16 protein-coding genes are annotated in these 12579 nt (G+C 32.0%); 10 read left to right on the top strand and 6 right to left on the bottom strand.

Going from position 1 to position 12579, the window contains the following annotated elements:
- Nucleotides 1–5: 5 nt before the first annotated feature.
- Genes VBY68_RS07750 through VBY68_RS07765 form a run of 4 tightly spaced genes read right to left on the bottom strand, consistent with a single transcriptional unit; the run spans nucleotide 6 to nucleotide 2527 of the window.
- Complete coding sequence (locus VBY68_RS07750) at nucleotides 6–854, bottom strand: restriction endonuclease (RefSeq protein ID WP_099214626.1); 849 nt, start codon at nucleotides 852–854, stop codon at nucleotides 6–8.
- Nucleotides 844–1254 carry a hypothetical protein gene (locus tag VBY68_RS07755; RefSeq protein ID WP_099214627.1) on the bottom strand — a complete coding sequence of 137 codons (411 nt, stop codon included), beginning with the start codon at nucleotides 1252–1254 and terminating at the stop codon, nucleotides 844–846. The genes VBY68_RS07750 and VBY68_RS07755 overlap by 11 nt, the downstream gene beginning before the upstream one ends.
- A gap of 12 nt (nucleotides 1255–1266) precedes the next feature.
- The gene (locus VBY68_RS07760; RefSeq protein ID WP_099214628.1) at nucleotides 1267–2124 is read right to left on the bottom strand and encodes a universal stress protein; all 858 of its coding nucleotides are present in this window, start codon (nucleotides 2122–2124) and stop codon (nucleotides 1267–1269) included.
- Nucleotides 2125–2140: 16 nt separating this feature from the next.
- A complete protein-coding gene (locus tag VBY68_RS07765; RefSeq protein ID WP_124589608.1) occupies nucleotides 2141–2527 on the bottom strand; it encodes a hypothetical protein in 387 nt (128 codons plus the stop codon).
- A gap of 202 nt (nucleotides 2528–2729) precedes the next feature.
- On the opposite strand from VBY68_RS07765, the gene VBY68_RS07770 reads away from it, so the two are divergent.
- Both VBY68_RS07770 and VBY68_RS07775 read left to right on the top strand, forming a co-directional pair.
- The gene (locus VBY68_RS07770) at nucleotides 2730–3191 is read left to right on the top strand and encodes a hypothetical protein (protein ID WP_099214630.1); all 462 of its coding nucleotides are present in this window, start codon (nucleotides 2730–2732) and stop codon (nucleotides 3189–3191) included.
- A gap of 6 nt (nucleotides 3192–3197) precedes the next feature.
- Nucleotides 3198–3521: a hypothetical protein gene (locus VBY68_RS07775; RefSeq protein WP_099214631.1), complete on the top strand. Its 324-nt coding sequence runs from the start codon at nucleotides 3198–3200 to the stop codon at nucleotides 3519–3521.
- Nucleotides 3522–3542: 21 nt separating this feature from the next.
- Here VBY68_RS07775 and VBY68_RS07780 read toward each other — a convergent pair whose 3' ends face one another.
- Together VBY68_RS07780 and VBY68_RS07785 are read right to left on the bottom strand one after the other, a co-directional pair.
- Nucleotides 3543–5087, bottom strand: a complete 1545-nt coding sequence (locus VBY68_RS07780; RefSeq protein ID WP_415269393.1) for a patatin-like phospholipase family protein — start codon at nucleotides 5085–5087, stop codon at nucleotides 3543–3545.
- Nucleotides 5088–5124: 37 nt separating this feature from the next.
- Nucleotides 5125–5715, bottom strand: coding sequence for a riboflavin synthase (locus VBY68_RS07785; RefSeq protein ID WP_415269394.1), 591 nt, complete (start codon nucleotides 5713–5715; stop codon nucleotides 5125–5127).
- Nucleotides 5716–5778: 63 nt separating this feature from the next.
- On the opposite strand from VBY68_RS07785, the gene pdxA reads away from it, so the two are divergent.
- The 8 genes from pdxA to VBY68_RS07825 all read left to right on the top strand — a co-directional run bounded on the left by pdxA (nucleotide 5779) and on the right by VBY68_RS07825 (nucleotide 12578).
- Entirely contained in the window at nucleotides 5779–6813 is a 1035-nt protein-coding gene (pdxA, locus tag VBY68_RS07790; protein WP_121148630.1) for a 4-hydroxythreonine-4-phosphate dehydrogenase PdxA, read from the top strand.
- A gap of 74 nt (nucleotides 6814–6887) precedes the next feature.
- Nucleotides 6888–7424 carry a YceD family protein gene (locus VBY68_RS07795; protein ID WP_099214635.1) on the top strand — a complete coding sequence of 179 codons (537 nt, stop codon included), beginning with the start codon at nucleotides 6888–6890 and terminating at the stop codon, nucleotides 7422–7424.
- Nucleotides 7425–7432: 8 nt separating this feature from the next.
- Nucleotides 7433–7627 carry a 50S ribosomal protein L32 gene (gene rpmF / locus VBY68_RS07800; RefSeq protein ID WP_047789948.1) on the top strand — a complete coding sequence of 65 codons (195 nt, stop codon included), beginning with the start codon at nucleotides 7433–7435 and terminating at the stop codon, nucleotides 7625–7627.
- Between the two features lie 150 nt (nucleotides 7628–7777).
- The gene (locus VBY68_RS07805) at nucleotides 7778–8773 is read left to right on the top strand and encodes a beta-ketoacyl-ACP synthase III (protein ID WP_099214636.1); all 996 of its coding nucleotides are present in this window, start codon (nucleotides 7778–7780) and stop codon (nucleotides 8771–8773) included.
- Nucleotides 8774–8796: 23 nt separating this feature from the next.
- Nucleotides 8797–9279, top strand: coding sequence for an acetyl-CoA carboxylase biotin carboxyl carrier protein (gene accB, locus VBY68_RS07810; protein WP_099214637.1), 483 nt, complete (start codon nucleotides 8797–8799; stop codon nucleotides 9277–9279).
- Nucleotides 9280–9368: 89 nt separating this feature from the next.
- The gene (gene accC, locus VBY68_RS07815; protein WP_415269395.1) at nucleotides 9369–10706 is read left to right on the top strand and encodes an acetyl-CoA carboxylase biotin carboxylase subunit; all 1338 of its coding nucleotides are present in this window, start codon (nucleotides 9369–9371) and stop codon (nucleotides 10704–10706) included.
- Nucleotides 10707–10779: 73 nt separating this feature from the next.
- Nucleotides 10780–12018, top strand: coding sequence for a 3-deoxy-D-manno-octulosonic acid transferase (locus VBY68_RS07820; protein WP_415269396.1), 1239 nt, complete (start codon nucleotides 10780–10782; stop codon nucleotides 12016–12018).
- Nucleotides 12018–12578, top strand: a complete 561-nt coding sequence (locus VBY68_RS07825; RefSeq protein ID WP_415269397.1) for a YeeE/YedE family protein — start codon at nucleotides 12018–12020, stop codon at nucleotides 12576–12578. The genes VBY68_RS07820 and VBY68_RS07825 overlap by 1 nt, the downstream gene beginning before the upstream one ends.
- Nucleotide 12579: the final 1 nt, after the last annotated feature.

The raw sequence follows: 12579 nt of genomic DNA on the forward strand, positions 1-12579 counted from the left end.
CCTTTTTAAGCACTACATAATTGTTGTATTTCTAATAAAATTCTACTTTTCCTAGTGTCTGAAACACCTAAATGATCTAAATAAAAGCTGTCTTTTATCAATTCTCTACATAACACCACATCTCTATTTAACAAAAACTGTTTTTCTCTTTTAGTTAAGAGTGTAGAAACCGTTATTGGATATAACCCCAGCCTATCAATTATATCTTTTAAGCTATTTTCTTTCGGGTAATCCCAACTTAGCAAATACAAACCTGCACAATTACCATATTGTGTAGCGTCTTCTGTAAATCGGGTATTTGTTACTACCCAACCTTGAGTTAGCGTTGTTTTATGCTTATTAAAAGTATTCCAATAATTTCTAACATCATTATACCTGGAATGTATATATAAAGGAACTTTTACATTACACACAAAACCTTGTTCACTATGAAACTTACACTCTACAACAGTAGTTTCATTATTCTTATGAGCTAACACATCAACCTCGTGTTGTACACACTCCCCTTGCAAAATTTCTCCTACTTTCACCTTATACCCTGAGTATTTTAAAACTGCTGCTATAAAATATTCAAAAGGATAACCTGTAGGTCCAAGTTCGTATATTGCTTTTTTAAGTTTATACTTTGAAGCAAATACATTCTTTTTTTTCTTTAGTAAAGCAAAGGCTCTATTATAAATTTCTTTAGTTGTTATTCCTTCGTACAATTCACCTTGAACTATTTCTATAATTTCTGATACTAAAGTATCATCTGCCCCAGTTCTTTTAAGTGATTTTTTTAATTTAGCTAAAGAGAACTGTGCAACTTCACCAGAAGCTTTTACTATTGTTATTTTATTTGGATTAGTTTCCATTGTTAAAGAAATCTCTAACCAAAGCCTTTACTTGGTTGTCAGTCATACTATCAACTCTTTGCACTTTTTTAACCCTCGCATCTAATTCTTGATGAGAGCTTTCTAGCTCTTTCTTGAATTTTTCAAAAGTTTCAGCAGGACCAAAAATGGCTAGTGAATCAGCACTATTAACCTCTTCTGCAAGCTTATTAAAATATCTTTTTGTTTGATGTTTTTCTCTCTCTAAATACTTACTATCTTGAACTACATCTTGAGGACCTCCCTTAAATCGAGTTCCTGATCCGCCATGAATGCGAAACGTTTCTATATTAGAAGGTATCGTCTTCATATTCTCTGTTCCATTTTCAATGGTTATAACAAGAGCTTTCTCTTTGTCTAACCAAACTCCTATGTTTTTCATTGTTTTGTTTTTTTAGTTTCTTAAATCATGTAACACCAACACAGGTACCTTTAATTTATACCCTATTTCTTTTACTAATGGTTTAGAAAATATAGTATCAAAAAACGCGTGCTTTTTATTTATAAAAGCCACCATATCGCTTTCTCTACTTTCTACAAAGCATTTTATAGCCGTAGATACTGTAACACAAGACAGTGAGTGAAAAGAATAATTTAATCCTTCAAAATATTCATTTAACATCTCTTTATGTTCCTTTTGATTTTTATCTATATCATCATTATTAGCAATATGTAATACTCTTAAAGATGCATTACAAGTTCCAACTATATCTATTAAATAATCTAATTCTCTTTTTTTATAATGGGTTTTATAACTCGTAGGAAAAACAATCTCTTTTGGTATTTGCTTCTTAGCTTGTTTTGGTACTACTAAAACAGGACAATTACGAATCTTCTCCATTACCTGTATTGCATTACTTCCAAATACAGAACTACCATCATTAGTTAATCCTTTCGTCGCCATAACAACCATTTCTATATCTTTTTGCTCCACTATTTCCTCGACTGCATTCAATAAAGATTTATTTTTTTGTGATATATAATCAAACTCATGAAAAGGATTCCCTTCTTCTTTTGATGCTATTAAGTTTGATATCCTATTAAGTCCTTCTAATGATTTTTTCTTTGGTTCATCATACCCCTTTTCTCCTGGTTGAGGAGGAACTAAATCTTCTATTAAATTATATGTTGTTTTAAAAACATTTAATACATAAAAGCTACATCTTTCTGTCCTAAAAAGCTCCAAAGCATATTCAATTGCATTGTATGATGCTTCAGAAAAATCGGTTAGTAGTAAAATCTTTTTTTTCATTTCTATTTAGATTTGGTTAAAAAGGAACTATACCATAAGCTTCATTCAACAAAAACAATCCTAAGAAAAACAACAACACATATATAGCTTGTATAAATTTTAAATTGGTTTGTTTTAGTAAACTAATCGTTTGTTTAGGAAAAGTAAATAGGATAATACCTTTAATTAAAGCCAACCAACCAAATAAGGTTACTAACAATTTAATATTTGCTTCCCATATATTATGAGCTAACACGTTAAGTAAACCTATTAAAATAGCAAACAATGAAAGAATAATTAAAAACCGAGCATCTTGTAAATTATCTACTATTTGTTTTACTCTTTTAGGGTTAAAACTTAGTATAAAAAAGAAAATAATACAGTACCACCCCCAGAACTTTAGTAAAAAGACTGATATATCCATAACTTATTGATTTACACCTTACCCAAAGATACGAATATAACTTGTTGATTTTCATGACTTTTATCATAAAAACAACTAATAACTATATATTAAAGTAGTTATTCCTGAAAAACACTTCTTTTTTCTGGGTGTTTTTTCCCCTCATATATGATTCGTAAAGTATTAAATTTACTTGCTTTAAAAATTAACCTAACTTATAAAAATGAAAAACAACAAACCCTTCTTTATTTTAATGCTTATTACTGCTTTTCTTTCTTCTTGCAGTATTCTTAAAACAGCTCCTTACGATCAATACTCATTTCAAAAAACTATTGAAATAAAAATAGACGCTACTCAACTCATAGAAAAAGCTGAAAACTCTTATCAGGAAAACAGCAAGGAAGTTGAAGAGTTACAAAATGAGATTGCCAAAATTGTTGAGTACGAAAAATACAAACCTAACAACGAGATAACCTATAAAATGTGGTTATTATTAGCAGACCAAGACAAAAACTTACTTGCTGGCTTTTTAAAACGATGGAAAGAAAAAGACAAACTTTCACCTTTTTTTATTACAGAAGCTAAAGGACAAATAGCTGAAGCTCTTAACCTTTTACTACAGTATGAAAGTAAAAAAGAGCCTGCTACTAAAAATCAATTATTACAACTTCTTTCAAACAATTAATCTGCTATGGATTTCGAAAAAATATTACAAGAATTAAAAAAATCATTAGTCTCATTATTTAGTGAAAAGTTTGGTGAGTTTTCACAAGAGTCAAAAAAAGACATTGAACTATTTTTAAATGAATCAAAGGACAAACTAGAAAGATGGACTTCTTTACTCGCACAAGGTAAACTTACCCTAGAAGATTTTGAATGGCTAGTAGAAAGTCAAAAAGACTTATTTAAAATGAAAACTTTACAAGCTGTTGGAATATCAAAAATAAGCTTAGGGCATTTTAAAAACAAAGTTGTTAAAACTATTGTTGACACGATAAAAGTCTTAGTTTTTTAAACATAAAAAGACCATGAATATTTATTTGTTCATGGTCTTTATTTTTCCTTGACGTTCTTCTACTAAAAATTTGGGGTTTTCTTGAAATTTCTTCCAAAGAGATAATAATTCTTTAAAAACTGGCATTTCTGTAGCTCTGTCACCATATTGAATAATTAGATATGATAATAAGTTATAACAGGCTGTATACTCTCCACAAGCAACAACAGTGTTTAACATATCTTTTTCCTTATCTTTTTTTGTAAACCATAAAGTAGTACCAAATGATGTACTTTTATGTGAATTTTTAATAATTGCCTTACTTATTTCTCCTGTATGCTTCATTATCTCTTCCCAACCTCTCTCGTTCTCTGGTCGAGTTGTTTGATTCCCTGAAGCGTCTTTACATCGTAACTCATACACTGTAGATGTAATTATTTTATTAGGAAAAGTACTATAAATAGCATTTGCGTGTTGTCTTCTATCATTTTTAAGAAAAACCACACTTGCCATGCGAACCAAAGATTTTGCTCTGTTAAGTATATAAAAGCCTACTCTTCTTGGCGGTAAATATAATCTTTGATCTACACCTGTTTCATCTTGCATTAATTTGGATAATGAGAAAAACAAAAAATGAATAAATATCAAAAAAGCTAATATTACAACACTTATCGTATACCAAACCATCATTTTTTGCACTCCAAAAAATACAGTAGCTATCAACACTAACAATAAAGTAAAAGCACTAGATACATAAGACACATATTTACTAAACCATGAATCGGAAGCAAATTTAAAGCCTTCTCCAGGGTATGGTGAAGAAACATCACACAAGAAATATAAATCATGACGTTCGGGTTTCCCTTCACATTGATTCTGTGCTTCTGACACAAAAACAGAAGCTCCTTGATTATCTACAATACCACCATCCATCAACCCTACCTCTTCTAAATCATTATGCTTTGGGGTAAAATCATACGGAAACCCCATGGGTTCAAACCCTCCTGGAAAAGCTGTGGAAGCTGCAATTACATCCCCCAACTTTATATCATCTATTACTCTTTTATATTTACTATGTACTTTTCCATTTCCAAACCTTTTTTGGTTTCCTTTTATATTTTGAAATCTAAACTGATGTGTACTATCAAAATCAGTAGCATTAAAAACTACCCTTTCTAAATGTGTTTTACCTTGACTAATTACCTCTTGAACTTGCCCTAATGTTGCTTGATTTGTTAGTTTATTATACTCAATAGCAAAGGCATTAATCGGATTCTTTCGCTTATGCTTATTCTCTGGCTGATTCCAAATTAACTGCCATCTTAAATGACTCAATGCATTGCTTGTCAATTCATCCTTTGATAACCATTTATAATACTCATCAAAAAAAATCTGAAAATCTTTTCCTTCAATCTGTGATTGTGCGTACTTAACCCCAGTAATTGTTCCTCCAGAAACTGTAGAAATTGCTTTTACATTTTCTAACAATCCTACTTTTTCCAATAACGATAATGTTCCTAAAGAAAAACAAGCTGCTCTATATCCTCCTCCTGAAAAACATAAGGCTATAGACTTAAATACCTCCATAGTTTTAGTGCAATTTTATTCTTTTTATAATTTCAATCTATTCTCTTAAGCCATGAAGTCTAGCAACATATTTACCAATTACATCAAATTCCAAATTAACTTTAGTATCTATTTTAAAGTTTTTAAAGGTTGTGTGCTCATACGTGTATGGAATGATGGCTACACTAAATTCATCCTTTTTAGAGTTCACCACCGTTAAACTTACTCCATTTATAGTAATTGAACCTTTTTCAATAGTAACATTTGTACCATCAAAATCATATGAAAAAGTAAACACTGTACTTCCATCTGCATCTTCTATGCTTTTACATGTCCCTGTTCCGTCAACATGTCCCTGTACAATATGCCCATCTAATCGAGCTCCTAACTTCATTGCTCTCTCTAGGTTTACTTCATCTCCTACCTGTAAATCACCTATATTGGTCTTATCTAACGTTTCTTTAATAGCTGTAACAGTATACTCATCCTTATCAATTGCTACAACTGTTAAACAAACACCGTTATGTGCTACACTCTGATCTATTTTTAATTCATTGGTTATTGTACTTTTTATTGTGAGGTGTAAATTTTCTTTTTCACGCTCAATACCTTTAACAATTCCAAGAGTTTCTATTATTCCGGTAAACATTCTATAAAAATTTAGTTACTTTTGTTAGCATCAAAAATACAACTTTACCTACGAAAGTAAACTATGGATAAAGCTAACAAAATTATTGTCGGAATTTCGGTTGGGGACATCAACGGAATTGGTATCGAAATTATCTTAAAAACATTTGAAGACAAACGAATGCTTGATTTTTGCACTCCTGTTTTATTTGCTTCAAACAAACTAATTTCATACCATAAAAAGGCTTTAAGACTTAATACTAATATCCATGGAATTACTTCTTTAGATAAACTTGTACATGGAAAGGTTAATTTATTAAATAGCTGGAAAGAAGAAGTTAAAATAGATTTAGGTAAGATAACTGAAGATGGAGGTAAATTCGCCTTAAAATCATTACAAGCAGCTGTTGGTGCTTTAAAAAAGAACCAAATAGATCTTATCATTACCGCCCCTATTAACAAAGAAAATATTCAATCTGAAGAGTTTAAGTTTCCAGGTCACACAGAGTATTTAGAAGAAAACTTTGATGGAAAAAGCTTAATGATTTTAATGACTGATGAATTACGTATTGGTTTAATTACTGGTCATATTCCTGTATCTAAAGTTGCTGAAACAATTACTCCAGAACTTATTAAGTCTAAAGTCGAAACAATGTATACTTCGTTACAACAAGACTTTAACATTAGTAAGCCTAAAATTGCAGTATTAGGACTAAATCCACATTGTGGTGATAATGGTATAATTGGTACTGAAGACGACGAAATTATCCGTCCAACTATTATAGAAATTAAAGAGTCAGGTAAATTAGTTTTTGGTCCGTATGCAGCCGATGGTTTTTTCGGTTCAAAAACCTATGAACAATTTGACGGAGTTTTAGCCATGTATCACGATCAAGGTTTAGCTCCTTTTAAGGCCTTATCCTTTGGAAATGGTGTAAACTTTACTGCCGGATTAAGTAAAGTAAGAACCTCTCCAGACCATGGAACTGGGTTTGATATTGCAGGTAAAAACAAAGCTAATCCTACGTCTTTTAAAGAAGCCTTATTTACCTCATTACAAATATTTAAGAACAGAAAAGAGTATCAAGAACTTACAAAAAACGCATTAAAAGCAAAATAGTTCATTTTTTTTACTCAAAACATAAAAGTAAAAACATTTTTTATATCTTTGCACGCTCAAATTGATAGTTGTAGATGAAAGACTTAAAACAATTCAACATACCTTTTGTAGGTTTAAAAGAAGGAAGTCATTTGTTTGAATATCAAATTGACAAAACGTTCTTTGAAGCATTTCAGTTTGATGAGTTTAACAACGCTAATGTAAAAGCTGATATTACACTTGTTAAAAAAAGCACCTTATTGGAGCTATCTTTTGACATAAGCGGAACAGTTAATGTTCCTTGTGATATTACTAACGAGTTATTTGACTTACCAATTAATGGTAATTTAAATTTAGTTGTTAAGTTTGGACCTGAGTTTAATGATGAACACGATGAAATTTTGATACTTCCACACGAAGCTTATCAAGTAAATGTATCTCAATACATATATGAGTTAATTGTGTTATCAGTACCTAGCAAAAGGATACATCCAGATGTTGTTGATGGCACTATGCAATCAGATGCTTTAAGAAAATTAGAAGAATTAAGAATAAACGAAGAAAAAACTGTTGAGGAAGAATCAACAGACCCTAGATGGGATAAATTAAAGGATTTACTAACAGATAAATAAGACATAAAATGGCACATCCAAAGAGAAAAATATCTAAAACTAGAAGAGATAAAAGAAGAACTCATTATAAAGCTTCTGTACCTCAAATAGCTGTTGATCCTACAACTGGAGAAGCTCATTTATACCACAGAGCTCACTGGCATGAAGGAAAACTTTATTACAGAGGTCAAGTAGTATTAGAAAGTGCTGCTGCTGAGGCTTAGAAACTAGTTTAAAAAATTAAAAAACCCTCTACTTTGAGGGTTTTTTTATGTTTTTACATCAAAAAATACTCTTTTTGATGTTTTTTTCTACAAAAAAGTGAAATAATTTTCATTACTTTGAAAACTCGTTTTACTACAAAACAAACAACTATGACTAAAATAACTGCAGCTATAACAGCGGTAGGAAAATATATTCCAGAATATGCTCTAACCAATAAAGAGCTAGAAACAATGGTGGACACCAATGATGAATGGATTACTACCAGAACAGGGATCAAAGAAAGAAGGATTTTAAAAGGTGAAGGTCTTGGAACTTCTTTCATGGCTATAAAAGCAGCAGAAGATTTACTTCAAAAATCAAACACAAAACCTGAAGATATCGACATGGTTATTGTAGCAACTGCTACTCCAGATATGCCTGTAGCTTCAACAGCTGCTTATACTGCGTCTAAGATAGGAGCCGTAAATGCTTTCTCTTATGATTTACAAGCTGCTTGTTCTAGTTTTTTATATGGTATGTCCACTGCCTCAAGTTATATTGAAAGTGGTCGATATAAAAAAGTATTGTTAATTGGTGCCGATAAAATGTCATCAATTATTGATTATAGCGATAGAGCTACTTGTATCATTTTTGGTGATGGTGCGGGTGCTGTTTTATTTGAACCTAACAACGACGGTTTAGGGTTACAAGATGAGTATTTAAGAAGCGACGGAATTGGTCGTGAATTCTTAAAGATTGATGCAGGTGGGTCAATTTTACCAGCATCAGAAGACACAGTTAAAAATAAGCAACACTTTGTTCATCAAGAAGGAAGAACTGTATTTAAGTTTGCTGTTTCTAACATGGCTGATGTTTCTGAAAAAATGTTGACCAGAAACAACTTAACAAAAGATGACATTCAGTGGTTAGTTCCACACCAAGCTAATAAAAGAATCATTGAAGCTACTGCTAATAGAGTTGGCTTAGAAGATGATAAAGTAATGATGAATATTCATAAGTACGGAAATACTACTTCTGCTACTTTACCATTATTGCTTGCTGACTATGAAAAAGAGTTAAAAAAAGGAGATAATTTAATTTTTGCTGCATTTGGTGGAGGCTTCACATGGGGAGCTATCTACTTAAAATGGGCATATAACTCATAACTAAACAACTAAAATTTAGGAAAATGGACATTAAAGAAATTCAAAGTCTTATAAAGTTTGTAGCTAAGTCAGGTGCAAGTGAAGTAAAGTTAGAAATGGAAGATATTAAAATCACCATTAAAACTGGAAGCGAGGCTGCTGAAACTACTATTATTCAAGCTGCTGCTCCTATGGCTCAAGCTCCTCAAATGATGGCTCCTGCTCCTGCTGCTCAACCAACAGCACCAGCTGCAGCTGCTCCTGCCAACACTGAAGACGACTCAAAATATGTAACTATAAAATCACCTATCATTGGTACTTTCTACAGAAAGCCTTCTCCAGACAAGCCTAATTTTGCTGAAGTAGGAACAGAAGTAAAAGTTGGTGATACTGTTTGTATCATTGAAGCAATGAAGTTATTTAACGAAATTGAATCAGAAGTATCTGGTAAAATCGTTAAAGTGTTAGTGGATGATTCTTCTCCTGTAGAATTTGATCAACCATTATTTTTAGTAGACCCATCATAATTTTTGGTTTAGAAGTTTTACGTTTAGAAGTTTAGCACATAGCTAAGCTCTTAAACAGCTAAACCCAATAAACTCATAAACTAAAAGACATGTTTAAAAAGATATTAATTGCCAATAGAGGCGAAATCGCGCTACGTGTAATTAGAACCTGTAAAGAGATGGGTATTAAAACAGTAGCTGTATACTCTAAAGCAGATGCTGAAAGTTTACATGTACGATTTGCTGATGAAGCTGTTTGTATTGGACCTGCACCAAGTAGCGAGTCTTATTTAAAAATGGATCGTATCATTGCTGCGGCAGAGATTACAAACGCTGACGGAATTCACCCAGGATATGGTTTCTTAGCTGAAAATGCTAAATTCTCAAAATTATGTGAAGAGCACGAAATTAAGTTCATCGGAGCTTCTCCTGAGATGATTGATAGAATGGGAGACAAAGCAAATGCTAAAGCTACCATGAAAGCTGCTGGTGTACCATGTGTACCAGGTAGTGATGGTGTAATCACCACTTTTGAAGAGTGTGAAAAAATCGCTGTAGAAACAGGGTACCCTGTTATGTTAAAAGCATCTGCTGGTGGTGGTGGTAAAGGAATGCGCGCTGTTTGGAAAGCTGAAGATTTAAAAGATGCTTGGGATTCTGCAAGACAAGAATCAAAAGCAGCTTTTGGTAACGATGATATGTATATGGAGAAGTTAATTGAAGAGCCTCGCCATATTGAAATTCAAGTAGTAGGTGATGCTTACGGTAAAGCTTGTCACTTATCTGAAAGAGATTGTTCAGTACAGCGTCGTCACCAAAAATTAACTGAAGAAACTCCTTCTCCATTCATGACAGAAGAATTACGTGATGCTATGGGAGCTGCTGCTGTTAAAGCTGCTGAGTACATTAAGTATGAAGGTGCTGGTACTGTTGAGTTCTTAGTAGATAAACACCGTAATTTCTACTTTATGGAAATGAATACACGTATTCAGGTAGAGCACCCTATTACTGAAGAAGTTGTTGATTACGATTTAATTCGTGAGCAAATTTTAGTTGCAGCTGGTGTGCCAATTTCTGGTAAAAACTACAAGCCACAATTACACTCAATTGAATGTAGAATTAATGCAGAAGATCCTTATAATGGATTTAGACCTGCTCCAGGAAAAATAACCTCTTATCATGCGCCAGGTGGTCATGGTGTTCGTATCGATACTCACGTATATGCGGGGTATATGATTCCACCAAACTACGATTCAATGATTTCTAAGTTAATTGTTACTGCACAAACTCGTGAAGAAGCGATTAACAAAATGAAACGTGCATTAGATGAGTATGTTATTGAAGGTGTAAAAACAACTATTCCTTTCCACAGACAATTAATGGATCATCCAGATTACGTAGCTGGTAATTATACCACTAAGTTCATGGAAGATTTTGAAATGGAATAATAACATATTTCAACATAGAATAAAAAAATCAGTGAGTAACTTCACTGATTTTTTTATTTCATAAATTCGCATAATGAATTTTTTATACAATTTACTTCTTGCCATAGTATCTATCTTACTTCCATTTGTAGCTTTATTCAACAAAAAAATAAAGCTGTTTTATGAAGGGAGAAAAGATACTTTTTCTAAACTCAACAGTATTTCCAAAACCGATAAAGTAATTTGGTTTCATGCTGCTTCTTTAGGTGAGTTTGAGCAAGGTAGACCTATTATTGAAGAATTAAAACAGCACTATTCAGATTATAAAACTGTAGTAACCTTTTTTTCTCCTTCGGGATATGAGATAAGAAAAAATTATCCACTAGCTGATGTCATATGCTATTTACCTTTAGACACTAAATCGAACGTTAAAAAATTCATCAAACTAGTGCATCCTGACATGGCTATTATGATTAAATATGAGTTTTGGCCTAACCTCCTTTCTGAATTAAAAAAGCATGATGTTCCTACAATTTTAATTTCAGGAATTTTCAGAAAAAAACAACCCTTCTTTAAGTGGTATGGAGGTTTTATGCGTGAAAAATTGACGGCGTTTAATCACTTTTTTGTGCAAAACGAAACATCTAAAAAACTATTAAATTCTATTGATTTTTACAATGTAACTATTGCTGGTGATACTCGATTTGATCGTGTATACGATATTTTACAACAAGACAACTCTTTAGGTTTTATTTCTGAGTTTAAAAACAGTCAGTATACCGTAATTGCAGGAAGCACTTGGAAAGAAGATGAAGAATTGATTATCAATTACATTAATAATAACGCTACTGATGACGAAAAGTTTATTATTGCTCCACACAACATCAACCAAAAACAGATTAAAGAACTACAGAGCTTAATCAATAAGAAAACGATTCTTTTTTCTGAAAAAGAAGGAAAACTACTATCCAATTATCAAGTTTTTATAATTGACACAATTGGGTTGCTTACCAAAATTTACTCTTATGCTGATGTAGCTTACGTAGGTGGTGGACTCGCTACTGGTTTACACAATATTTTAGAACCAGCGACATATGGTGTTCCAGTTATTTTTGGTGGTAATAAATACAATAAGTTTCAAGAAGCAATTGATTTACTTGAAATAGGAGGTGCAAAGACCGTTACAAATACTAACGAATTTTCTAGTAATTTTGCTTTATTGAAATCAGGCAAAAAACTAAGAGAGCAAATGGGGAAAGTTAACCACAATTACATTTCAAAAAATGTGGGAGCAACAAAAACCGTTATCACTTATTTAAAAAACATATTATAATGGATTTTATATTACAACCATGGCCTTGGTATGTATCTGGGCCGCTTATTGCCATAGTACTTTTTTTGTTTTTTTACTTCGGAAAAAATTTTGGGGTATCAACGAACTTAGAAACTATGTGTACCATGGTTGGTGCAGGTAGAGTTTCTGATTATTTTAAGAAAGATTGGAAAGAACGTGACTGGTCGATTTTCTTTTTAGTTGGTTTATTAATTGGAGGTTATATCGCTATTAATTATTTATCTGCTACATCAGGAGTTGACTTAAATCCTACAACTATAAATGAATTAGCTGATTTTGGGTTTGCTGATGCAGGAAAAACATATGTACCAAATGAAATCTTTAGTATTGATAATATGTTAACCCTAAAAGGCTTTGCTATTTTATTAATTGCAGGAATTTTAATTGGTTTTGGAACTCGTTATGCTGATGGTTGTACTTCTGGGCATGCTATTACAGGGTTAAGCAGCTTTCAATTACCTTCTTTAATTGCTGTAATTGGTTTTTTTATTGGTGGTTTAATTATGATTTGGGTACTATTCCCTTTAATATTTGGTTAAA

Source organism: Tenacibaculum ascidiaceicola, from assembly GCF_047470925.1.
Taxonomy (GTDB): Bacteria; Bacteroidota; Bacteroidia; order Flavobacteriales; family Flavobacteriaceae; genus Polaribacter; species Polaribacter discolor.

Coding starts and splice junctions, on each gene's coding strand:
- VBY68_RS07750 (WP_099214626.1), bottom strand. CDS start 854: ATGGAAACTAATCCAAATAAAATAACAATAGTAAAAGCTTCTGGTGAA.
- VBY68_RS07755 (WP_099214627.1), bottom strand. CDS start 1,254: ATGAAAAACATAGGAGTTTGGTTAGACAAAGAGAAAGCTCTTGTTATA.
- VBY68_RS07760 (WP_099214628.1), bottom strand. CDS start 2,124: ATGAAAAAAAAGATTTTACTACTAACCGATTTTTCTGAAGCATCATAC.
- VBY68_RS07765 (WP_124589608.1), bottom strand. CDS start 2,527: ATGGATATATCAGTCTTTTTACTAAAGTTCTGGGGGTGGTACTGTATT.
- VBY68_RS07770 (WP_099214630.1), top strand. CDS start 2,730: ATGAAAAACAACAAACCCTTCTTTATTTTAATGCTTATTACTGCTTTT.
- VBY68_RS07775 (WP_099214631.1), top strand. CDS start 3,198: ATGGATTTCGAAAAAATATTACAAGAATTAAAAAAATCATTAGTCTCA.
- VBY68_RS07780 (WP_415269393.1), bottom strand. CDS start 5,087: ATGGAGGTATTTAAGTCTATAGCCTTATGTTTTTCAGGAGGAGGATAT.
- VBY68_RS07785 (WP_415269394.1), bottom strand. CDS start 5,715: ATGTTTACCGGAATAATAGAAACTCTTGGAATTGTTAAAGGTATTGAG.
- pdxA (WP_121148630.1), top strand. CDS start 5,779: ATGGATAAAGCTAACAAAATTATTGTCGGAATTTCGGTTGGGGACATC.
- VBY68_RS07795 (WP_099214635.1), top strand. CDS start 6,888: ATGAAAGACTTAAAACAATTCAACATACCTTTTGTAGGTTTAAAAGAA.
- rpmF (WP_047789948.1), top strand. CDS start 7,433: ATGGCACATCCAAAGAGAAAAATATCTAAAACTAGAAGAGATAAAAGA.
- VBY68_RS07805 (WP_099214636.1), top strand. CDS start 7,778: ATGACTAAAATAACTGCAGCTATAACAGCGGTAGGAAAATATATTCCA.
- accB (WP_099214637.1), top strand. CDS start 8,797: ATGGACATTAAAGAAATTCAAAGTCTTATAAAGTTTGTAGCTAAGTCA.
- accC (WP_415269395.1), top strand. CDS start 9,369: ATGTTTAAAAAGATATTAATTGCCAATAGAGGCGAAATCGCGCTACGT.
- VBY68_RS07820 (WP_415269396.1), top strand. CDS start 10,780: ATGAATTTTTTATACAATTTACTTCTTGCCATAGTATCTATCTTACTT.
- VBY68_RS07825 (WP_415269397.1), top strand. CDS start 12,018: ATGGATTTTATATTACAACCATGGCCTTGGTATGTATCTGGGCCGCTT.